This window comes from Pseudenhygromyxa sp. WMMC2535 (genome assembly GCF_011083025.2).
The window spans coordinates 4,790,559-4,813,296 of the sequence record NZ_JABJWV010000001.1 but is presented as its reverse complement, the minus strand read 5'-3'; the positions used below and the strand labels follow the sequence as shown (position 1 = coordinate 4,813,296).

The window sequence follows — 22,738 nt, the reverse complement described above, 5'->3', positions numbered from 1 at the left end:
TGACCCATCTCCTTGGCCGGTCGCGGGATCAGCGAGCCGCCGGGCCCCGGGTGTGCGGACGATCAGCATGCGCCTTTGCGCGACCCCCCAGGCCCGCGGCAGCCACGGCCGCCCGCTCGCGGCCGCGATGTGGTCCGCGGTGTGCTCTAGTCGGCCTCGCGCGCGGCAACCTGGGCCTCGGCGAGCTCGGGGATCTCCGGGCCCTCGTCCCCCCGCGCGGGCCGGCGGCGCTCCTCGAACCATGTCCGGTAGTAGCGCATCTTGATCTGCTGGTCCTCGGGCGCCCGGCGGTCGCAGGACTTGCGCTCTTCGCTGCCTTCGGGTGCCCCCCAACGTACCTCGGGACAGTCGTTGGGGTTGTAGGCGATCTCGAAGCGCTCGGCCCTGGCCACGACCTCGTCGAGGCCGAGCTCCCAGGCGCTGCCATCGGAGCGCTCGTAGGAGATCGCGTACTTTGGATCAGCCAGGAGCTGCCCGCGCTGTTCCTCTAGATAGTTGAAGGTGCGTTCGAAGAGCTCGGGATCGCCCTGAGGATCGAGGCCGAAGCTCTCGGGGTTGCGGCGCACCTTGTCGGCGAAACCGAGCACGACGTCCATGGCGATCAGCAAACGCAGGTCGCGGGCCGGCGTCGAGTAATTTTCCCACGCGCCAGAGGTCTCGAACACGTCGTGGCCCCAGGGCATCTCGACGAGGTCGTCGGGGTTTTGCTCGTGCCAGCGCACGCCATTTTCGACCGAGGTCACGCGAACGCGCACGGCCTCGGCGAGCGCGGCGACGAGCTCGGCCTGGGCGGCAAAGGGGCTGCGCACTCCCGGCGTGATCAGCCGCTCCATGAGATCGTAAAAGTCCGTCGCCGAGAGCGCCTGCTGCATGTCGGAGACGTCGCCGTAGCTGCGCATGTCGGCGATTGTCTCGTCGCTGACCTGGACCAGCGCCGAGGCGGACCCATCGATCACGCTCAGCGGGCGGAAGGCCTTGAAGCCGCTCCCGCCGAGGCTGGAGTCGGCCTGGTTCCACAGGAAATTGCCCTCCCAAAAGCGCTTGCGAGTGATCGAGCCGTCGGGCTGCCCGTCGATGGCGAACAGGATCCCCGGCGCGCTCCCCCGCGGGGCGACGAGCTCGACGAGCACGAGGATGTGTCCGTAGGGGTCGGCGTAGATGATCCCCGGGCGCAGGCCACGGCGGTCGAGGGCGACCGGATAAAAGTCGCTGTCCGAGTCGCCGTAGGCGGTGCGGCCGTTGCCGGTGTGCACCCCCCAGCCCACGGTGCGCTTGAAGAAGTACTCGTACTTCTCGTTGTGCGTGGGGACCACGGCGTCCGGCGGCGGCTCGGGCTCGGGGGCGCCGAAGCCGGCGATGCTCGGAGGCTGCGCGGGCGGCTCTTCGCCCTCGGGCGGCGGCGGATCGATCCAGTTGTTGCGGCGATCGGGCGCGGCCAAGTTGGTGCGCAGATCGAAGCAGGTCGGCGCCTGCCCGCGGCCCCGCGAGCACTTGCGGAAGCCGAAGGGCAGCCCGCGCTTGTAGGACCAGTAGGCGCGCAGAAAGTAGGGCGTGTCGGCGCAGTCGGGGATCAGCTCCATGCCCTGTGAGGGGTGGTCCTCCCCGCGGCCGAGGTGATCATGTAAGAGGTTGCGCTCGGGATCCGAGGTCACCTCGCTCAGCGCCCCCCAGGCGAGGTCCTGATCGGCCGGCCCCGCGAAGAGCTCGCGGATCCACGCGCTGTAGAGCGCCTCCTCCGAGGCCGTCCACGCCCGATCGACGGGCCAGGTGACCGTGAGATCGACGGGCGAATCGTCGCTATAGTGGCGATTGCGAACCCCGAAGCTCTGGCAGCGCAAGCCCTCGCCCTCGCGGCCGACGATCACCTGCACGCGTCCGCTGTCCGCGGGGACGAAGCGCGCGAGCGTGGACGCCGGGACGCCTGCGCGGACCTCGAGCTCGGCGCTCACGGGCTCCCCGTCGACCTCGATCCGCACGGCCAGAGGCGCCTCGCCGTCGAGGGTCGCCGCCAACACCCGGACCTCTTCGCCCTTGGCCGGGTGCTCGGGCGAGATCACCAGGCCCACGTCGCGGTCGCGCTCGCCCCGCTTGGGACACTGACCGGCGTCGGCGGGGCTCGGACGCGGCGCCTCGGCCTCGGCCTCGCGCTCGAAGCGAGCCATGAACGCGGCGAGGGGCTCGCGCGCCTCGTCTTCTTCGGCCTCGGTCTCGGGGTCCCCGCTGCCGGGCTCGCCCTTGGCGGTCGCGCCCCCAGCCGCGCCGGCTTCCCCCCCGCCAGGCGGCTCGTCCGTCGACGCACGCCCCCCGCCGCAGCCGAGCAGCGGCAAGGTCAGCGCGAGAGCGATCACCGGGCGCATGGGTGGGGTCATAGCGAGGGCGGCGCGAAAAAGCCACAGACCGACGGGCGCGGCTCGCAGGCGCGGCGTGGCACGCCGACGTCACAGCGCGGGCGACGATTCCCAAAACCCCCCGCCGGCGGCCATGGTACCAGTTTGGCGATGCGTATTCTCATCGCCGACAAGTTCTCTCCCCGTGGGCTCGAGGCGCTGCGCGGCCTCGGCCACGAGGTCACCAGCGAGCCCGGCCTCGGGGCGGAGGAGCTGCCCGCGGCCCTCGCCGAGCGTCGCCCCGAGATCCTCGTCGTCCGCTCCACCAAGGTCACCGAGGCCGCCTTCGCGGCCGGCAAAGAACTCTCCCTCGTCATCCGCGCGGGTGCGGGCGTCAACACCATCGACCTCGAAGCCGCCAGCCACCGCGGCGTGTTCGTGGCCAACTGCCCCGGCAAGAACGCCATCGCCGTGGCCGAGCTGGCCATGGGCCTGATCCTCGCCCACGATCGCCGCCTCCCCGAAGCCAACGCCGAGCTCCACGCGGGGCGCTGGAACAAGAAGGCCTACAGCAAAGGTCGCGGGCTCTACGGCCGCTCCCTCGGCCTGGTCGGGTTTGGGTCCATCGCGCGCGAGGTCGCCACGCGCGCGCGCGCCTTCGGCATGCGAGTCGGCGCCTACTCCCCGCGCATCGATCGTGACTACGCCGCGATGAAGAAGGTCGCGGTGTTCGACAAGCTCGACGAGCTGCTCGCTGCCAGCGACGTCGTCAGCGTGCACGTCCCCTACCGCGAGAGCACCCGCCACCTGATCGCCGCCCCGCAGCTGGCCAAGCTGCGCGAGGGTGCGCTGTTGATCCACACCTCGCGCGGCGGCGTCGTCGACGACCGCGCCCTCGCCGAGGCCGTCGCCGCCGGCCGCGTGCGCGCGGGACTCGACGTCTACGAAGGTGAGCCGGCCCAGGGCGAGGCGCCCTTCGAGAGCCCCCTGCGCGGCCTCGACGGCGCCTACGGCACCCCACACATCGGCGCGTCCACGGAGCAAGCCGCCGAGGCCATCGCGGCCGAGACCGTCCGCATCATCCGCGAGTTCGCCGAGCGCGGCGTCGTCCCCAACGTGGTCAACCTCGACGACGGCCACGAGGCTCGCTTCACCCTGGTGATCCGCCACCACGATCGCGTGGGCGTGCTCGCCGGGATCCTCGAGGCCCTGCGCAAGCACCAGCTCAACGTCCAGGAGATGAGCAACCTGGTCTTCCGAGGCGCCGAGGGGGCCGCGTCGGCGACGATCACCGTCGAGAACGAGCCGAGCGCGGAGCTCCTCGACGAGCTGCGCAGCCACGAGGCCGTGCTCGGCGTCGACTTGCGCGGAGACGCGGGGCAATCGTGAGCTCCGCGGGCGAGGCGATCGTGTTGATCGCCCACGGGTCCCCGGACCCCGACTGGCGACGCCCTCTCGAAGCGCTGCGAGATCAGCTCGCAGCGCGCATTGGGGCGAAACGCATCAGTCTCGCCTATCTCGCGCACCCACCTACCGTCGAGGACGCGATCGCTAGCCTCGTAGCCGCCGGTGAGACGCAAATTTGTGTCATCCCAGCTTTGCTCTCACCAGGCGGCAAACACGTCAAACGCGACATACCCGAAGCAGTCACACGCGCACATGCGCGTTTCCCCACGATATTGTTGCGTTTGGTACCAGGAGCACTCGGAAGTGATTCTCGAGTCATATCCGCCCTCGCCGAGGCTAGCCTCGATTTGCGAAAGTCGCGCTGAGGTTGGTTCGAAAGATCACTTTTTCAGCTCCACTGTAAGAATTCGACCCCGTCGAAGCACGTGGGAAGAACGCTTTGATTTTCGTTGCACAGTTCACATACTTCGCGAGAAAAAAAAGTGAACTCCAGCCTGCATATCGATCTACTGTTCATCAGAGGTCAATACCAATGAGCGATGGACTGATTCGAGATCAACTACGTGCTGTAATGACCAACGAGATCCGCCCTGCCTTGGAGGGTCGCTCCGTCGAAGAGCAGCGCGTCGCCCTGGACCAGATTGGTGGCAGCGCCGACATGCCCGCAGGCGTCGCCGTCAAGCGCGTCAGCATCCATGGCCTCGAGGCCGAGTGGCTGATCCCCGCCAACGCCACCGAGCGCGTGGTCCTCTACCTCCACGGGGGTGGATTCATCATGGGCTCTTGTGACTCCCATCGAGCCATCGCTGCCCGCGTGGCAACCGCTGCGCGTGCCCGCGCGCTCGTCATCGAGTACCGGCTCGCGCCCGAGCACCCCTTCCCCGCAGGCCTCGAGGACGTCATCACCAGCTACGCGTGGCTGCTCGAGCGCGGTCACGCGGCAGAGCAGATCATCTTCGCGGGCGACTCCGCAGGTGGTGGTCTCGCCATGTCGGCGATCCTGCTGGCCCAGGAGCGTGGGCTGCCCCAACCTGGGACACTAGTCATGATTTCGCCCTGGACCGACCTCACCATGTCGGGTGAAAGCCTGGTCACTCGCTCCAAGATCGATCCCTGGCTGCAGCAGGGCCTGTGCGAGGACAATCGCTCGCTCTACCTGTGCAACGGAACCTCGGCCACCGACCCCCTGGTCTCCCCGGTCAACGCGGATCTCGCAAATCTCCCGCCGACCCTGATCCAGGTCGGTGACCACGAGATCCTGCTCAGCGACTCCGAGCGCGTCGCCGAGTCGGCGAGGGCCGCTGGCGTACACGTCGAGCTGGAGGTCCAGCCCGAGATGTGGCACGTCTGGCACTTGATGGCGCCCCTTCTCCCCGAGGCCAACGAGGCGTACGAGCGCATTGGAGCCTTCATCGAGCGGCGCTATGAGCACCCCCAAATCTCGGCCTGCGGATAGTGCGGCTATTGGGGACACCCTAGTTACGCAAAGCGCGTAGCCATTTTCTTTCACTGAGTGTCCCCTGCGCCAGAGGCACTCGATGGCTGCCACTCGGAGGATCGCCGACCTTCATCCTCCGAGGACCCGCCCTCACGACCGAACGACCGAACAGACCCTCGGATGGCCCACGCCTCCGAGGGTCTTCACGTTCAAGGCTCGGATGGCTCGCCCGGGGGCTCTTCCTCGAGGCCGAGGGAGCCCGGGGGCGCTTCCTCGGGGCCGGACGACTCGCCCTCCGCGGGCGCTTCCTCGGAGCCACGGGCACCCCGACGAGGCTCGTCGACGCGCCCGCGCGCCCACAAGAAGTCCTCGACGGCCTCCATCAGGCGTCGCGTGCTGCGGCGGTCGAGGGCGCTGACCTGGAAGGTGTTGCGCGGGAGCTGCTTGGGCCCCAGGCGCTGATCCGGCGCGAGCAGATCCGCCTTGTTGTAGACCATGAAGCGCTCGACGTTTCCGGCCCCGAGCTCGGCGAGGATCGACTCGACGGTGGAGATCTGCTGGGCGTTGTCCGTGTCCGTGGCGTCGACCACGTGGAGCAGCAGATCCGCCTCGGCGACCTCCTCGAGGGTGGCCGAGAAGGCCTGCATCAGCGCCGGCGGGAGGTCGCGGATGAAGCCCACGGTGTCGAGGAGCACGATCTCGCGCTCGTCGGGGAAGCGGATCCGCCGGACCGTGGGATCGAGGGTCGCAAACAGCTTGTTCTCGGCCCGGACCTCGGACTCGGTCACCGTGTTGAGCAGCGTGCTCTTGCCCGCGTTGGTGTAGCCGACGATCGCCACCTGCGGGACCTCGCTGCGTCGCCTGCGGGCGCGCCTCTGCTCGCGCTGGCGCGAGAGCTGGCCGAGCCGCTTCTCGAGCTCGTTGATGCGTTTTTGTGCGCGGCGGCGATCGATCTCGAGCTTGGTCTCGCCGGGCCCGCGGCCACCGATGCCGCCGGCGAGGCGAGACATCATCGTGCCCTTGCCGACCATCCGCGGCAGGCGATAGCGCAGCTGCGCGAGCTCGACTTGCAGCTTGCCGTCGCTGCTGCGCGCGTGCTGGGCGAAGATGTCGAGGATCAGCATCGTGCGGTCGATGACCCGCAGATCCGTCTGCTCGCTGATCACCCGGGCCTGCGAGGCGCTCAGCTCGGGGTCGCAGATCAGCAGCTCGACGTCCTGCTCGAGCGCCTGGATCAGCACCTCGCGCAGCTTGCCCGAGCCCAGGAAGGTGCGCGGGTCCGGGTGCTTGCGGCGCTGACAGACGAGATCGACGACGAACACCCCGGCCGTGCGACACAGCTCGCGCAGCTCCGACTGGCGGGCCTCGATCCCGCCTTGGCGGGTCATGACGTCGCTGTGCACCTGGAGGATCATCGCGCGGGTGCCCACGCCCGCGGCCTTGGTCCGCGCCGTGGCGGCGACCAGCGAGGTCTCGAGCTCGCGCACGAAGGCCGAGAAATCCTGGGGGAGGTCCGGGCGCGGGTGGGCCTCGCGGTTGCGGCCGCCGCCATCGGGCGAGAGCAGAGCCAGGGGCGCCCGCGCGATGCTGCGGACCGAGAAGCCCTGGCGCTCGTCCTCGCCCGGCTTGAGGCAGGCGAGATCGATCTGCACCCCGCCGGGGCTGTCGTGGATGCCCGCGAGCAGATCGAGGCGCAGCTTGGCGAGGTCGGCGAGTTCCTCACGATCGAGGGCGTCGGCGACGAGATGGGTGAGCACCAGGCGGATGCCGCGGAGGCGGCCGTCCGCGCCGCGAACACGCTCGAACTCGGGGAGCTGGAGGCTGTGGGCGTCGCCGAGGATCACCCGGCTGATCCGCCCGCGGCGATCGATGAACAGGCCGATGCGCCGGTTGAGCTCGTGGGAGAGGGCCAGGAGATCGCGGGCCAAAGGCGCGCTGATCACCGTGTCCGCCGGCACGCGGCGCTCGCCGAGGCGAGCCAAGGTGCGCGCCTGGCTGGGCTTGAGGCTGGATGTATCGCCGAAGACGACGTCGCTCATGCGTACTTGGGGCTAGCGAGGGGGTGTGAGGGGCGAAGGCCGCTCAATCGAGGACCTTGAGCGCGACGGCGAGGGCCTGCTGCGCGCGCTTGGCTGCTTCCGTGCGCGCGCCCAGCTGAGCCTCGAGCTCGCCTTGCTTGACCTCGAGCTCGGCCAGCTGGGTCTCGAAGCGACCGCGCAGCTCGTCGGTCTCCGCGAGGGCCTGGGCGAGCTCGCCCTGGGTCGCCTCGTCTTTGGCCTCCAGCTCGCTCACCTTGGACTCGGCCGCGGCGAGGGCCTCGCCCTGCTCGGCGAGCTTGGCCTCCAGCTCCGCGACCTTGGCCGTGGACTCGCCGACCGTGGCCTCCAGCTCCGTGGCCTTGCCCTCGGACTCGCTGATCTTGCCCTCGAGCTCCGCGACCTTGCCCTCGGACTCGCCCAGCTTGGCCTCCAGCTCCGCGACCTTGGCCTCCAGCTCCGTGGCCTTGCCCTCGGACTCGCCCGCCTTGCCCTCCAGCTCGGCGAGCTTGCCCTCCAGCTCCGAGATCTTGCCCCCGGACTCGTCCGCGGCGGCCTTGATCTGCGCGCGCAGCTCGTCCGCGCGCTGCTCGTAGAAGTCGGTCTCTTGCTGGTGCTCCTCGGCCACGCTGGCGAGCTTCGCCTCGAGCTCGCTGACCTTGCTCTGGGCCTGCTCGAGCGCCTCGCCCTGCTCTCCAGCGGCGCGCGCCTCGTCCTCGAGGCTGGCCTGGAGCCCGTCGCGGGCCTCCTCGGCGGCGGCCTTGCCTGCGCGCGCCTCCTCGAGCTGCTGCTCGAGCTCGCCGAGCTTGCCCTCGAGCTCGCCCGCCTGCTTGGCGGTCTTGGTCGCCTCGATCAGCTTGGCCTCCAGCTCCTTGGACTTCTTTTGCAGCAGCTCGATGCGGTTTTTGTAGCTGTCCTCGCGCTTGCGCTGGGTCTCGATGTTGCGCGTCGCGGCCTCGGCCTGCTCCTGCGCCGAGATCAGCTGATCCTCGAGCTCCAGGGCCTTGGCCTCGGCGTCTCGGGTCTGCGTCTCGAGCTCGCGGTTGCGGTGCTTGTGATCGAGGATCGCCCGCTCCTTGGCCTCGAGCTCGTCGCGCAGCCCGAGCAGCTCGCGATCTTTCTTGTTGAGCTCGGACTTGAGGCGCAGGACCTCGCGCCGCGCGGAGCGGTTGCCTCCAGAGGCCTCGCGCTCGACCGCCTCGGGGGCAGCCTCGGCCTCGGCCTCGACCAGCTCCACGGAGACCTCGTCGGGCTCGGGGGGCGGGGGCTCGGGCTCGGGCTCGGGCTCGGGCGCCGCGGGCTCGACCTCGTCCACGACCACGGCTCCAGGGATGTCGGGCTGGACGTCGAGGCCGAGCTCGGGCGCTTCGGCGTCCTCGACCGCGAGCGGCTCCGGCTCGACGGGCTCGGGGGCAACCTCCACCTCGATGGCGTCGGGCTCGACCGCCTCCGGCTCGGGCTCGACCGCCTCGGGCTCGACCGCCTCGGGTTCGACCGCTTCCGGCTCGGGCTCGACCGCTTCCGGCTCGGGCTCGACCGCCTCGGGCTCGACCGCTTCCGGCTCGACCGCTTCCGGCTCGACTGCCTCGGGCTCGACTGCCTCGGGCTCGACGACGTCGGCGACGTCCATCTCGAAGTCGTCGTCGTCATCATCGTCGAAGGTCAGCGCGTCGAAGGCCGCGTCGATGTCGGCCACCGGCTCGGCGCCGCCGCTGTCGTCCTCTTCGAGATCGATGTCCTCGAACTCTTCGCTGAGGTCGAGCTCGGGGCCGGGCCCCGCGGCGCCGGCGATCGGCTCGCTCGGCAGCGGCAACAAGGTGCGGACCGTGGACAGCAGCTGCTCGGGGCTGACCGGCAAGCTGAGGTACTCGTCGGCGCGGGTCTTGAGCTTGCTGTGCTGCGCGAACACGTCGTCGGTGACGTCCGACGCGTACATGATCAGCGGGATGTCCTTGGTCTCGGCGTTGCGCCGCAGCTTGTTGCAGACCGAGAAGCCCGAGGCGCCGGGCAGCTCCACACGCAACAAGATGATGTCTGGCGTGGCCGCTCGCGCCATGTTCATGGCGTCGCCAGGGTCCTCCGAGTTCGCGCATTCGACCCCGAAGGGGCTCAGCGAGGACTCGATCATTTTACGGGCTTCGGCGTCGGCGTCGATGATCAGCGCAGCGAACACGGCATCCGAGACTATCGCCTCGCCGTGTCCACGGCCAGCCCTGACGCACCTATCCGGCCATCGTCTTTGCCTGCACGTCCGGCCGCTCGCGTCGCGGGAGTCGGCCGGTCCAACCTGGTCCCGCTAGCGCTCGTGGGCGCTCCGCAGGGCGTCGGCGACCATGAGCAGGTCGGCGAAGTCCGGCTCCTCGGCGCTCAGCGAGGCCGTGGGGCGCCCTCGCCCTTCGAAGACCAGGCTATGATGAACCGGCCCGAGGAGAAATTCGACCTGCGCGCGGCCCTCTGCGTCACGGCCCAGGAAGTAAGCGTGGCCCCTAAACACCTGACGGGTGCCTCGAGGCACGTCGTCCCCCGCCGCTCGCTGCGTGTCGACGATCATCCGCTGCGCCCCATCCCCATAGCGGAGCACCGAAGAGGGGCCGGGCTGGGGCACGTCGCTGACCAGCGAGACGCCTTCGGGCAGGGAGCGCGCCGCCGCGACGTGGACCGGGAGCGCTCCTGCCTCGGGCTTGGCCAGGCCAGCGCCCGCCTCCTCGGGCTTCGCGCTGTGCCCCTCGCTGCCTCGGCTGTCCTTGGCCGCGCGCAGCGGAGCGGTCAGGCCCCCGTCGACGTGGGTCCCATCGACCGCGACGTCCACATCGTCCAAGACCCCCCCGCGAACCACAAAGAAGAGCGCGACGGCGGCCGCGGCCGCGGGGGCCATCAGCATGCTGCCACGCCCGAAGGCCTTGATGCGACCGATGATCGGGGCGAGCCGCCCCCCTTGCTCCGCATCGACGGCATCGAGCCCGGCGATCACGCGCTCGCGCAGCTCGGCCGGGGCGGCCTCTCGCTCGAGCCCGCGCAAGAGCGCGCGGACCTCTCGCTGCTCGCGGACGATGGCCTGATACTCGGGGTTCTCGGCGACCTGGACCGCGACGAGCTCACGCTCGTCGTCCGCGAGCTCACCGTCGATATAAGGCTGTAGCAAGCTGATCAGCTCGGCGCGATCGGGCTCTATGGTGTCGAGGGTCATCGCACACACCTCGCGTTCGGGGCTCGGTCAATCATGCTTTTTTCCTGCGATCTCGATAGGCGGCGAGGTCCACGGCACCCTCGCCCGCTTCCGGGGCGACCATGCCAATCTCGACCGCGTGGTCGTAGAGCAGCTTGTGCAGCTGTTTTCGGCCGCGATAAATCCGGCTCATCACGGTGCCGATGGGGCAATCCATGACTTCGGCGATCTCCTTGTAGGAGAGCCCCTCGAGGTCCGCGAGGGTGACCGCCGTTCGGTAGTCTGGGGGCAGCGCGTCGAGGGCCGCTCGAATTCTCGCCTGGGTGACGCTGCTGCTCACCGCCTCCTCGGGTCCCGGCGGCTGGCTGGTCGAGTTCCCCACGGCCACCGTCGGCCCGAGGCTGCGCATCTGCGCGTTGACGTCGCTGTGAAAGCTCCTGCGCCGGCCCCTGCGGTGGTAGCCATTGATGAAGGTGTTGCGGAGGATCGTGAACAACCAGGCTTTTACGTTGGTGCCTTGCTTGAAGGTGTCCCAGAAGCGATAGGCACGGACCATCGAGTCCTGGACGAGATCCTCGGCCTCGGCCGGGTCTCGGGTCAGGCGCATCGCGGCACCATAGAGGTTGTCGAGCAGGGGTAGGGCGGTCTGTTCGAAGTCCCGCCGGGCGGCAGCTTCCATTGCGCGCGTCGAACCGGGCTTTGCCATGGCTATTCCCTCTCTTTTTTTCCCGTCAGCGCAGCCAGGCTGGCGCGGACATAGCGCGTGGCCACTTCGACGCTGCGCGCGGAGGCCTCTCGGTCCAGGGACAGGCCCGGCGCGAGCTCCACCAAGTCCGCGCCGAAGACCGCGAATTCCTGGCCTAGCGCGTCAATGACGGCCACGACCTGCTCGGGCTCGAGGCCCCCGGGCTCGGGTGTCCCGCAGGCCGCGGCCCAGCGCGCGTCGGTGCCGTCGATGTCGTTGCTGATGTAGATCCGCCGGACCCCGCGAGCGCGCATGTGCGCGCCGACCTCCGCAGCTAGCGCCTGCGGGGTGAGGGCCTTGGCCTCCTCGGCCCAGATCTGGCGGACGCCCAGGTGCTCCTCCCAGTGACCGCGATCCCGGCCGGATGCGCGGATCCCCAGCTGGAGCAGCCGCTGGCCGCGGCCCAGGGCCTCGTTGGCGTGGTAGGCCCAGGTCGCAAAGCAGTGCTCGATGCCCAGGCGCTCGGGGAGCAGGTCCGTGTGGGCGTCGAAGTGGACCACGCCGATGTCTCGCACGCCCGCCTCGAGTTCGTCTCCCTCGACCTCGAGCAGCGGCGCCAACACGGGCCACGTCACCGTGTGATCTCCCCCGAGCATCATCACGCGCAGGTCCGGCGCGAGCGCGAGCAACAGCGCACGCGCGCGCCTTGCCATGCCCAGCGGCGAGACCGCCAGAGCACGCCGACGCGCCAGCGGCAGCTCCGGCCACAGCGCGTCCTGGCAGCGCGCGCGCTGGTCTTCGCCGAGCATGTCTTCGCCGAGGAGCTGGGGGATCGAGAACACGTCGCCGAGGTCGAGGACCGGAGCCTGGCCGAGGGCCGCGCGGATCGCCTCGGGGCCCCGCGCGGCTCCGCGCACGATCCCCGCGCCCGTGTCCGAGGGGATCGCCAGGAGCGCCACGGCTGGCAGCGAGGCGGGATCTCCCAAGGCCGACGCCAGATGGTCCCGCCAGGCAGCGTCTGGGTCCCAGGCCGGGCCGAGGTAGGCGCGGGTCTTCTCGAGCAGCTCCGCCCGACCGGTCGAGACCGCGTGGATCCCCTGGCCCGGCGGTCGCAGATAGCACGCGAGCTCATCGAGGAGCGCGTCGCGGTCGCTGGCGGCCAGAGCGGAGGCGGACATCCCCGGGAGCATAGCCGAAGCCGCGGCGTAGGAGCCCGGTTTGAAGGCGCGCCGTCAGGTGCGAATTCAAACCGGTCGCCGCTCTAGAGCGGGTCAGCTTGTGAGGCGGCGCCTCGACGATATCCTCCCGCCCCATGAGCGAAGGCAAGCGACAAGACCCCGAGCGTCCCACCACCGCAGGACGCGACGACTACCGCAGCCCCCTCGCCAGCCGCTACGCGACCAAGGCGATGCTCGCCAACTTCTCCGATCGCCGCCGGGCCTTGCTGTGGCGCGACCTGTGGATCGCCCTCGCCAAGTCCGAGGCCGAGCTCGGCCTGTCGATCACCCCGGCACAGATCGCTGCGCTCGAGGGTGCCCGCGAGCGCGTCGACTTCGAGCGCGTCGCCGAGCTCGAGGCCGAGCTGCGCCACGACGTGATGGCCCACGTGCACCACTTTGGCGAGCTCGCCGGACCCGAGGCCGCCAAGATCATCCACCTCGGCGCGACCAGCTGCTTCGTGACCGACAACGCCGAGCTGGTGATGCTCCGCGAGGGCCTCGAGCTGCTCATGGATCGGCTCTACACCTGCATCCGTCAGCTCGGCGCCTTCGCCCGCCAGTGGCGAGAAGAGCCGATCCTCGCCTACACCCACTTTCAGCCGGCGCAGCTGACCACCGTGGGCAAGCGCGCCTGCCTGTGGGCCCAGGACCTCGCCCTCGACCTCGAGACCCTCGAGGCCCTCGTCGCCCGCCTGCCCATGCGCGGGGTCAAAGGCACCACCGGCACCCAGGCGTCCTTCCGCCAGCTCTTCGCCAGCTTCGACGATCCCGACGCCAAGATCCGCGAGCTCGATCGTCAGGTCTGCGCTGCCATGGGCTTCACCCGCTCGATCCCCGTCTCGGGTCAGACCTACACCCGCAAGATCGACACCTGGGTGCTCTCGGCCCTCGCCGACATCGCCGGCTCGGCGGCCAAGTTCGCCAGCGACATGCGCCTGCTCGCCCACGAGCGCGAGCTCGAGGAGCCCTTCGGCTCCAAGCAGATCGGCTCCTCGGCCATGGCCTACAAGCGCAACCCCATGCGCAGCGAGCGGATCTGTGCCCTCGCCCGCTTCGTGCACTCGCTCGCCAGCAGCCCGCGGGAGACCCACGCCAACCAGTGGCTCGAGCGGACCTTGGACGACAGCGCCAACCGCCGGCTCGTACTCACCGAGGGCTTCTTGGCCACCGACGCGATCTTGAACCTGGTCGTCGACGTGAGCGCGGGGCTGGTCGTCAACCCGGCGATGATCCGCCGCAACATGGCCGACGAGCTGCCCTTCATGGCCACGGAGAACGTGCTCATGCGCGCGGTCGAGGCCGGGGGGGATCGCCAGGCCCTGCACGAGCGCATCCGGGTGCTCAGCCACGAGGCCGCCGCCGAGCTCAAGGCCGGCCGCGGCAACGACCTCGTCGCGCGCATGCAGGCCGACACGCAGCTCGGTCCGCACGTCGAGGGGGCTCTGGATCCGGCGCGCTACGTCGGCCGGGCACCGGCGCAGGTCGACGACTACCTCGGCGAGCTCGACGCCCTGCTCACTCGTCATGCGCACCGTGAGGGCCGGTTCACGGCTCGCGTTCGCGTGTGAGCCATCGCCTCGAGCCATCGTTTCGCGGCGCCTAAATTCACCTCCCCAGGTCACTGGGGCGACCCGCCCGCCACCTCGGGCAGGCGGCGCCAAGCGTGCTACCTTGGCGAGCACGGTGACCGAGCTTCCTCTTTCGTTCTTCGAGCGTCTCCCCAAGACCGACCTCCACGTTCACCTCGACGGCTCGCTGCGCCTCGAGACCATCCTCGAGCTGGCCAGCGAGCAAGGCGTCACGCTGCCCGCCACCGACGTGCCTGGGCTCCGCGACGCCATCCACGCCGGTGAGAACACCGGCAGCCTGGTCAAGTATCTCGAGGCCTTCGCCATCACCTTGAAGGTCCTCCAGACCAAAGAGGCGCTCTATCGCGTGGCCTACGAGCTCGCCGAGGACGCCGCGGCCGAGAACGTGCGCTACATGGAGGTCCGCTACTCGCCCATGCTCCACACCGAGCAGGGCCTGCGCCTGACCGAGGTCGTCGAGACCGTGATCCGCGGGCTGCACGACGCCGAGCTCGACCACGGTATCGAGAGCCGACTGATCCTGTGTGGGATCCGCAACATCTCCCCGGAGCACAGCCTCGAGATGGCCGAGCTCGTCGTCGCCTACAAGGGCCGCGGCGTCGTCGGCTTCGACCTCGCGGGGGCCGAGTACGACCACCCGGCCAAGGATCACCACGAGGCCTTCTCGCTCGTCCGGCGCAACAACATCAACGTCACCATCCACGCCGGCGAGGCCTACGGCCCGCCCTCGATCGCCCAGGCCCTGCACGTCTGCGGCGCCCACCGCATCGGCCACGGCTGCCGCCTGCGCGAGGACGGAGACCTGCTCCACTACGTCGTCGACCACCGCATCCCGCTCGAGTGCTGCCCCTCGTCCAACGTCCAGACCGGGGCCATCACCTCGCTGCCCAGCCACCCGCTGCGCCTCTACCTCAACCTCGGCGCGCGCGTGACGATCAACACCGACAACCGGCTGATCACCGACACCACCGTGTCCAAGGAGCTGTGGCTCGCCCACACCCAGATCGGCCTGTCACTGCGCGACATCAAGCAGATCATCCTCAACGGCTTCAAGAGCTCCTTCTTGCCCTTCCACGAGAAGCGCCGCTTCCTCGCGGTGATCGCCAAGCAGCTCGACGCCTTCTCCGAGGACGGCACCATCGACGAGGAGCTGCTGCGCTCGCTCAGCCAGCAGGCCGCCCACGGTCACGGCCACTCGACCCCGCCCACCCTGGTCGTCACCTCTTCCTAGGAGCGCTCAAACCGCATACCGAGCGGTCTGAACGCTCTTCGCATGCGTCACCCGTGAGCGCGCCGATCCGCGCTGCGATCGCTCCTAGAAGCCATTTCTCGTATACACCTCGGCCATGCTCTCTCGACCGCGCTCCCTCGGATCTTCCCCCTTCGTCGCAGCTGCCCTCGTCTGTCTGACCGCGCAGGGATGCTTCGTAGCCGACCGTGAAGGCGACGAAGGCGAGAGCGAGACCGAGACCGAGACCGAGACGCAGGCCGAGGCCGAGGCCGAGGTCGGATCGGAGAGCGAGACCGAGGTCGGCGAGAGCTCGGAGTCCGAGAGCAGCGAGACGAGCGAGAGCACGGGCAGCGAAGACCCGAGCTGCGCCACCCAAGGCGGCGCCTGCCAGCCGACGCCCCCCGATGGGTGGGAAGGCCCCTTCGAACTGCGCGAGGGTCCGCTCAACCCCTGCGTCGGCGACTACGGCCAGCTCCAGCTCGAGGGCGGCTCGAGCGTCAGCGCGGAGCCGGCCGAGTGCGCCTGCGAGTGCGGCGTCGAGGGAGCCGAGTGCGGCCCCGTGAACTTCGTGTGGTTCATCAACTGCACGCAGCCCGTCGTGGGAGAGGCCGTCGAAGACTTCGACACCTGCCACGTCCCGCCCAACAACCCCCAGCTCGGCCTCGCCCAGTTCAACGGCGCCGACTTCTCCGCGGCCAGCTGCGCGCCCCAAGCCGCGGTCGAGCTCCCGACGCCCACCTACGTCGACGAGCGCCGGCTGTGCGGCGGCCAAGCCGTGGCCGGCAGCTGCGACGAGGGCGAGCAGTGCATGCCCTCGAGCGAGCGGCCGCTGTGCGTGTTCGCCAGCGGCGATCTCGACTGCCCCGCCGACTGGCCGCAAAAGAGCGGCCTCGCCGTCGGCGTCGATGACCAGCGTGGGTGCAGCGAGTGCAGCTGCGACGGGCCCACGGATCCCGCGTGCGTCAGCACGATCAACACCTATGACGACGAGGCATGCAGCGGTGCCGCGGTCGACACCCGCGAGACCGGGACTGGCTGCGGCTCCCTGAGCGGCGCCGCGATGATCATCGACACCCCGACGGTGAGCGGCTGCGAGCCGAACCCGGTCACGGCTCAGGGCGACGTGGCGCCGATGGACACGGTCACCCTCTGCTGCCAGGGCTGAGCTCCCCTCTCGGCCCCCTCTCTCTCGGCCCCCTCCCCCTCGGGCCCCTCCCCCAGCCTCCCGCCGGCACCCAGCGGCAGGACACCTCTACAAATCGGCGCCTAGCACGCGTGGTCATATTCTTACTCCTCGTGCCATGGCCCCTGTCCTTTTTGTCAGGCGGCCAACATCTATCAAAAGATTATTTGACTATCTGACTGCCGGGATTAAAACCGTCCCCATGACGGAACACGAGCCTACCCCCGCTCGCATCTGCTACCAGCAGGCTGCCGAGGTCGCGTCGGCCCTCGCCTCCGCACCTCGGCTGCGCCTGATGAACCTCATCGCCCAGACCCCGCGCGGTGTGGACGAGTTGGCTGCCCTCATGGGCCAGAGCAAGGCGACGACGAGCGCCCAGCTCAAGGTCCTACGGGACGCGGGCCTGCTCATCCGCGAGGCTCGTGGCCGCCGGCGCTTACACCGCGTCGCCAGTGATGCGGCGCTAGCGCTGTTCTTGGCGCACCGCGACTTCGCCCTCAACCACTCGGCGCGGGTCCGCGAGCGCATGCGTCGGGCCGAGGAGCAGGCGCCTCTGATCCACGAGGGCCCGCGCGAGCTCGCCGTGGCGGTCAACGAGGGCACCACGCGGATGCTCGACCTGCGCCCGGCAAAGGAGTGGCTCTTCGCCCACCCCGCCGGAGCCCAGAACCTGCCCTTCGAGACCCTCGACGAGCAGCTCGAGGGCCTCTCCCGCGACGCCCACTACGCCGTGTTCTGCCGCGGCCCCGTGTGCGCCAAGGCCATCGAAGGCACGGCCAAGCTGCGCGCCTTTGGCCTCGACGCCCGGCGTGTCCCCGAGGGGATCGCCGACTGGCGCCTCGCCGGGCTGCCCGTGACCACCCAGACGACGGAGGAGGCAGCGTGAAGTCCAAACCAGAGTCTTCCCTGAGCCTGGCCCTCGTGCCGCTGCGCTGGGTCGTTGGCTGGCTGTTCTTCTCGGCGCTGTGGCGTCGCACCGTGCTCTCCCCGAGCAAGCTCGACGTGTGGGCGCCGGGCAGCCTGGCCGAGAAGACCAACCACTTCCTGCCCCACGCCATCGACCCCGGGCAGATGCTCGAGTGGACCTTGCGCCACCCCGAGGTGCTCGAGCTCATGCTCTGGGTCGTCACGCTGCTCGAGGGCCTCGCCGGGCTGCTGCTCCTGCTCGGGCTGGCGTCTCGCTTCGCCGGCGCCCTGGTCACGCTGCTGTCCGGCACGATCTTGCTGAGCGCGGGCTGGCTGGGCACGACCTGCCTCGACGAGTGGCAGATCGGCGTGCTCGGGATCGCCGGCGGGGCCGCCATCGCCGTGGCCGGCGCGGGCCCGCTCTCCCTCGACGCGCGCTGGGCCAAGCGCCCGGGCGCCGAGTCGTCCCGCGCCTTTGCGCTGCTCGCCGGCGGCGAGCTCCCGCGCAACTTCGTGATCGGCGGCGCCGTGGCCTGCCTGGTCCTGACCCTCGCCACCAACCAGATCTTTCACGGCGGCGTGTGGGGCAAGCTCCACAACCTCTCGGCCAAGCCCCACGTGGAGATCTATGCCGCGGCCCGGGACGGCGACTCGGTCCACGTCGACCTGATGCGTGACGAGGGCCCCGACACCCACGGCGCCTTCGTGATCGCGGCCGAGTACCTCGACGCCGACGGTCAGGTCGTCGAGCGCCTCGAACCCGAGGTCCTCTCCGGGCTCTCCGAGGACGCGATCGACAACCTCTACATCGCCAAGGTGAAGACCGGGCCGCACGGCCTCGTGCTCCCCCTGGGTGCTCGGGCCAGCGTGGCCTTGCCCGTGAGCGCCCCCGAGGCGGTCAGCTTGCGCCTCGTCGAGGTCAGCGGCCGCCAGTGGACCGCGCCCTTGCGCGCGGCGACCGGCGCTCCCGCGCGCAACGCCTCCTGAGTCCTCTCCCTTCTCCCCTCGGGAGCCACACCGCCGCGGGCGGGGTCTGCGAGCCAGACCTCGCCCGCGCCCGTCTGTGCCCTCCCTGCCCCTTCAAGCTGTCCGCGCAGCTCGACGAGCGGGGAGGCCGGTCAGCACACGCCGATCTCGTCGCCGTCGTACTCGGCGAGGATGTCCTCGACGACCTCGACGTGGCCGGGGTCGTCGACCTCCACGGTGATCAGCACGCTGCCCTCGCGCCCCTTCGGGGGCAGGCGCAGGGCGGCCTCGCGCAGCGCCGCCTTGGGCTCGCGGGTGCCGGCCATCATCGCGCTGAGCAGCCCCAGGAGCACGCCCGTGACCAGGCCGAGGATCGCCCCCAGAGCCGGGGTCAGCCCCATGATGTCCATGGTCGAGGCGATCACCAGGCCGATGATCAGCCCGATGATCCCGCCGGCGACGTTGGCGATCATCGTGTTGCGACCGATCTCCGTGGCCGCCTCGGGCAAGAAATTACCGTCGAGCGGCGCCTCGCTGTGGCTTTGCACCGAGAAGCTCGGGCGCGCCTCACCGCGGCTGTTGAGCACGGCCGCCGCCGCCTCGGCGCGCTCGCTCTGATCGAAGTTGGCGTAGACGATCTTGGCCATCGAAGCTCCTCGCTATTGGGCCGCGTCCTCGTAGTCCTCGAGGGGCGGGCAGCTGCAGATCAGGTGGCGGTCGCCCCAGGCGTTGTCGATCCGCCCGACGGCCGGCCAGAACTTGCGCTCGCGGACCCAGGGCAGCGGGAAGGCGGCGCGCTCGCGGGAGTAGGCGTGCTCCCAGCTGTCGGCGCAGACCACCGCGGCCGTGTGCGGGGCGTGGTGCAAGGGGTTGTCCTCGCGCGGGAGCTCGCCACGCTCGATCGCCGCGATCTCCTCGCGGATCGCGATCATCGCGTCGCAGAAGCGATCGAGCTCGGCCTTGGACTCGCTTTCGGTCGGCTCGATCATCAAGGTCCCGGCCACGGGGAAGCTCATGGTCGGGGCGTGGAAGCCATAGTCCATCAGCCGCTTGGCCACGTCCTCGGCCTCGACGCCGGCGGACTGCTTGAAGGGGCGCAGGTCGATGATGAACTCGTGGGCCACGCGGCCCCTGGCCCCGGCGTAGAGCACCGGGTAGTGCTCGCGCAGCCGGGCGGCCATGTAGTTGGCGTTGAGGATCGCCACCTTGGTCGCCTCGGTCAGGCCCTCGGCGCCCATGAGCGCGATGTAGACCCAGGGGATCGGCAAGATCAGCGGGCTGCCGAAGGGCGCGGCCGCGACCGCGCCACCGCTCGCACTCGCGGTCGCGCTGCCGGCCGCGGCCAGCGGGTGCCCGGGCAGGTGAGGCGCGAGGTGTTCGGCCACGCCGATCGGGCCCATGCCGGGGCCACCGCCGCCGTGGGGGATGCAGAAGGTCTTGTGCAGGTTGAGGTGGCAGACGTCCGCCCCGTAGTCGCCGGGGCGACACAGCCCGACCTGCGCGTTCATGTTGGCCCCGTCGAGATAGACCTGCCCGCCGTGGCTGTGCACGATCTCGCAGATCTCACGGATCCCCGCCTCGAACACGCCGTGGGTCGAGGGGTAGGTGACCATCAGCGCGGCGAGCTCGTCGGCGTGCTTGTCCGCCTTGGCGCGCAGGTCGGCGATGTCGACGTTGCCCTTGTCGTCGGTCTTGACGACCACGACCTTCATGCCAGCCAGCACGGCGCTCGCCGGGTTGGTGCCGTGGGCCGAGGTCGGGATCAGGCAGACCCGCCGGTGGCCCTGGCCGCGCGCGCGGTGGTAGCCGCGGATCGTCAGCAGGCCGGCGTACTCCCCCTGGGAGCCGGCGTTGGGCTGGAGCGAGACCGCGGCGAAGCCGGTGATGTCGCACAGCCAGGCCGACAGGCTCGAGAACAGCTCGGCGTAGCCGGCCACCGTGTCCGCCGGGGCGAAGGGGTGAATGTCGGCGAACTCTGGCCAGGTCACCGGGATCATCTCGCTGGTCGCGTTGAGCTTCATCGTGCACGAGCCCAGGGCGATCATCGAGCTGGTCAGGCTCAGGTCGCGGCCTTGCAGGCGGTGCAGGTAGCGGAGCATCTCGTGCTCGGCGTGGTAGCTGGAGAAGATCGGGTGGGTCAGGAAGTCCGAGCGCCGCGCCAGGCCCTCGGCGTAGTCGAGGCTGCTGGGCTCGTCCGCCAGCGCAGCGGCCTTGGCCGCGAGGCTCGGCGAGCCGCCCTCGCTGCCCGGCCCGGCGAAGAGCCCGACGAGGACCTCGACGTCGGCCAGGCTCGTGGTCTCGTCGAGGCTCAGGCTCAGACGGCGCGCGTCGACGCGGCGCAGATCGATGCCCATGGCCGCGGCGGCGTCGACCAGCGCGGGCGCGTCGGGCCACGGCCCAGCCTCGGGGAGGGAGATCAGCAAGGTGTCGAAGCCCTCGACCCGGGGCAGCCCATAGCCCAGGGCCTCGAGCTCGCCGCGCAGCAGCTTGCTCAGGCCGCGCACGCGCCTGGCGATGCGCCGCAGCCCCTCGGGGCCGTGGTAGACCGCGTACATCCCGGCCATGATCGCCAGCAGCACCTGGGCGGTGCAGATGTTGGAGGTCGCCCGCTCGCGGCGGATGTGCTGCTCGCGGGTCTGCAGGGCCATGCGGTAGGCCGGGCGGCCCTGGGCGTCCTTGGACACGCCGATGATCCGCCCCGGCATCTGCCGGCGGTAGTCGTCGCGCGCGGCCAAGAAGCCCGCGTGTGGCCCACCAAAGCCCCGCGGCACGCCAAAGCGCTGGGCCGAGCCCACGGCGATGTCGGCCCCGAATTCGCCTGGCGCCCGCAGCAAGGTGAGCGCGAGCAGATCCGTGGCGACGATCAGCTTGGCCCCCGCCGCGTGGGCGGCCTCGGCCACCGCCGACCAGTCCTCCACGCCGCCCTCGGTGTCGGGGTACTGGACGAGCACCGCGAACACATCGGCGTCGAACTCGACGCCGCGGACCTCGGCCGTGCGCACGCGGATGCCCAGGGGCTCCGCGCGGGTCTCGACCACCGCCAGGGTCTGCGGATGGATCCGCGGGTCCACGACGATGACCTGACGCTTGCCCTTGGCGAGGCTGTGGGCCATGAACATCGCCTCGGCCGCGGCGGTGGCCTCGTCGAGGAGCGAGGCGTTGGCCAGGGGCAGCGCGCTGAGGTCCGCGACCATGGTCTGGAAGGTCAGCAGCGCCTCGAGGCGGCCCTGGCTGATCTCGGCCTGGTAGGGCGTGTAGGCCGTGTACCAGCCGGGATTCTCCAGGATGTTGCGCTGGATGACCGGCGGCGTGATGCAGCCGTAGTAACCCAGCCCGATGTAGCTCTTGCGAACCTGGTTCTTGCTCGCCATGGCCCGCAGGTGGTCGAGCAGGGCCTGCTCACCTTGGGGCTGCCCCGGCGTACCGTAGGCCTCGAAGCCGCGCAGGCGCAGCGGGGCGTCCATGCGGATCGCCGCCGGGATGGTCTCGTCGACCAGGGCGTCGAGGCTCTCGGCCTCGCAGCGCTCGAGCATGGCGGCGAGGTCCTCCGGGCGCGGGCCGATGTGCCGACGCGGGAACGTGTCACTAGGGGCGAAGAGCGAGGGGGTGGGCGTGTGCTCGGCCATGGCGAACTCGCAGCAAAGCCCGCCCGGCGGCGGGCGGGGGCACCATATCGGATCGCGGCAGCGCGGCGAGGGTGCGCGCGGCTGGTCTCCGTGCGCAAAGGCACTGAAGCGCGCCCCCGTCTCGCCCACCGCGCGGCGGTCAAGCCGAGGCGTCGATCACCGTATAGTCCGCACCATGCAGTGGGTCCTGTTTCAGCGTGTGATGCAGAAGCTCGTTGGGATCCGCGAGCTCGACCCGGAGCGCGACGCCCCGCGCTACGCCGAGGAGCTGCTCGCGCGCAACCCAGCGCTCTTCGAGGCCCTCGAGGGGGGCGCCTCCGGCCCGGCCGCAATAGTAGCGGCCCACGAGATCGCGCGAGATCACGTGCGCGAGGTCAGCCTCCTGCCGCGGCTGTGTGACGACCTCCAGCGCTCGGTCTCGACTGCCGCGCTGACCGCCGGTGAGCGCCTCGTCCGGCTCATGGGCTTGGCCTACCTGACCTGCGGCCACGACCTGATCCACGACGACCTACCCGCGGGCTACGGGCTGATCGACGACTGCATCGCCCTTCACGGCGCGGCCATGGCCACCGCCGCCCTGGCCTCGCCCCGCTACGTCGCCCAGCAGCGCCAGCGGATCCGCTACCTCAGCGTGGCCGTGACCGACGAGCTCCGCGAGCAGCTCCACGCCGTGCTGATCCGCGCCGCCGAGGTCGCCCTGGTCTGCGAGGACCTGCCCGACTACGCCGTCGAGCTGACGATCCGCGACCTGATCGAGGCGCCGCCGGCAGACCTGCCCATGGAGTTCGGCCTGCCCAGGCGCAGCGCCTCGCCCAAGCTGATCGCCGCCCTCGCCCTCCCCAACCCGCGGCTGATCGAAGCCCGCGGCCGCTCGCTGCACTTTCGCTTCAGCGACGGCAGCCAGATCCACCGAGGCCCCGGCGGCGTGCTCGAGACCATCACCTGAGCTCAGAGCGGC

The 22,738-nt window shown here is 70.2% G+C and carries 16 protein-coding genes; 8 read left to right on the top strand and 8 right to left on the bottom strand.

Translation table 11 applies throughout. The annotated features are described in order from the left end of the window. Positions 1-146 precede the first annotated feature (146 nt). A complete protein-coding gene (locus tag G6O69_RS18830) occupies positions 147-2,357 on the bottom strand; it encodes a hypothetical protein (RefSeq protein WP_172304889.1) in 2,211 nt (736 codons plus the stop codon). 141 nt (positions 2,358-2,498) lie between these two features. Between G6O69_RS18830 and G6O69_RS18825 the strand changes: the two genes are divergently transcribed. After that, positions 2,499-3,716: a phosphoglycerate dehydrogenase gene (locus tag G6O69_RS18825; protein ID WP_172304888.1), complete on the top strand. Its 1,218-nt coding sequence runs from the start codon at positions 2,499-2,501 to the stop codon at positions 3,714-3,716. A gap of 589 nt (positions 3,717-4,305) precedes the next feature. After that, positions 4,306-5,190 (top strand): alpha/beta hydrolase, encoded by an 885-nt coding sequence (locus tag G6O69_RS18815; protein ID WP_172304886.1) that lies wholly within the window; start codon positions 4,306-4,308, stop codon positions 5,188-5,190. A 191-nt stretch (positions 5,191-5,381) separates the two neighbouring features. On the opposite strand, the gene hflX is transcribed toward G6O69_RS18815, so the two are convergent. The 5 genes from hflX to G6O69_RS18790 form a co-directional block, all read right to left on the bottom strand. Continuing rightward, positions 5,382-7,211, bottom strand: coding sequence for a GTPase HflX (hflX, locus tag G6O69_RS18810; protein ID WP_172304885.1), 1,830 nt, complete (start codon positions 7,209-7,211; stop codon positions 5,382-5,384). 43 nt (positions 7,212-7,254) lie between these two features. Next, positions 7,255-9,381 carry a response regulator gene (locus G6O69_RS18805; RefSeq protein ID WP_172304884.1) on the bottom strand — a complete coding sequence of 709 codons (2,127 nt, stop codon included), beginning with the start codon at positions 9,379-9,381 and terminating at the stop codon, positions 7,255-7,257. Positions 9,382-9,504: 123 nt separating this feature from the next. Continuing rightward, positions 9,505-10,395, bottom strand: coding sequence for a hypothetical protein (locus tag G6O69_RS18800; RefSeq protein WP_172304883.1), 891 nt, complete (start codon positions 10,393-10,395; stop codon positions 9,505-9,507). Positions 10,396-10,426: 31 nt separating this feature from the next. Further along, a complete protein-coding gene (locus tag G6O69_RS18795; protein ID WP_172304882.1) occupies positions 10,427-11,053 on the bottom strand; it encodes a sigma-70 family RNA polymerase sigma factor in 627 nt (208 codons plus the stop codon). A gap of 29 nt (positions 11,054-11,082) precedes the next feature. Then, on the bottom strand, positions 11,083-12,237 hold the full coding sequence (locus G6O69_RS18790; protein ID WP_172304881.1) for an arginase family protein: 1,155 nt from the start codon (positions 12,235-12,237) through the stop codon (positions 11,083-11,085). Positions 12,238-12,371: 134 nt separating this feature from the next. Here G6O69_RS18790 and purB point away from each other — a divergent pair, with 134 nt between their 5' ends. The 5 genes from purB (at position 12,372) to G6O69_RS18765 (ending at position 18,175) form a co-directional block, all read left to right on the top strand. Next, entirely contained in the window at positions 12,372-13,847 is a 1,476-nt protein-coding gene (gene purB / locus G6O69_RS18785) for an adenylosuccinate lyase (RefSeq protein WP_172304880.1), read from the top strand. Between the two features lie 115 nt (positions 13,848-13,962). After that, positions 13,963-15,099, top strand: coding sequence for an adenosine deaminase (gene add, locus G6O69_RS18780; RefSeq protein ID WP_172304879.1), 1,137 nt, complete (start codon positions 13,963-13,965; stop codon positions 15,097-15,099). Positions 15,100-15,214: 115 nt separating this feature from the next. Then, the gene (locus tag G6O69_RS18775) at positions 15,215-16,264 is read left to right on the top strand and encodes a hypothetical protein (RefSeq protein ID WP_172304878.1); all 1,050 of its coding nucleotides are present in this window, start codon (positions 15,215-15,217) and stop codon (positions 16,262-16,264) included. Positions 16,265-16,484: 220 nt separating this feature from the next. Beyond that, positions 16,485-17,168, top strand: a complete 684-nt coding sequence (locus tag G6O69_RS18770; RefSeq protein WP_172304877.1) for a rhodanese-like domain-containing protein — start codon at positions 16,485-16,487, stop codon at positions 17,166-17,168. Beyond that, the gene (locus tag G6O69_RS18765; protein ID WP_172304876.1) at positions 17,165-18,175 is read left to right on the top strand and encodes a TQO small subunit DoxD; all 1,011 of its coding nucleotides are present in this window, start codon (positions 17,165-17,167) and stop codon (positions 18,173-18,175) included. The genes G6O69_RS18770 and G6O69_RS18765 overlap by 4 nt, the downstream gene beginning before the upstream one ends. Before the next feature lie 131 nt (positions 18,176-18,306). Here G6O69_RS18765 and G6O69_RS18760 read toward each other — a convergent pair whose 3' ends face one another. Both G6O69_RS18760 and gcvP read right to left on the bottom strand, forming a co-directional pair. Next, positions 18,307-18,801, bottom strand: coding sequence for a hypothetical protein (locus tag G6O69_RS18760; RefSeq protein ID WP_172304875.1), 495 nt, complete (start codon positions 18,799-18,801; stop codon positions 18,307-18,309). 12 nt (positions 18,802-18,813) lie between these two features. Continuing rightward, a complete protein-coding gene (gcvP, locus tag G6O69_RS18755) occupies positions 18,814-21,780 on the bottom strand; it encodes an aminomethyl-transferring glycine dehydrogenase (protein ID WP_172304874.1) in 2,967 nt (988 codons plus the stop codon). Positions 21,781-21,955: 175 nt separating this feature from the next. On the opposite strand from gcvP, the gene G6O69_RS18750 reads away from it, so the two are divergent. Further along, positions 21,956-22,726, top strand: coding sequence for a hypothetical protein (locus G6O69_RS18750; RefSeq protein ID WP_172304873.1), 771 nt, complete (start codon positions 21,956-21,958; stop codon positions 22,724-22,726). Positions 22,727-22,738: the final 12 nt, after the last annotated feature.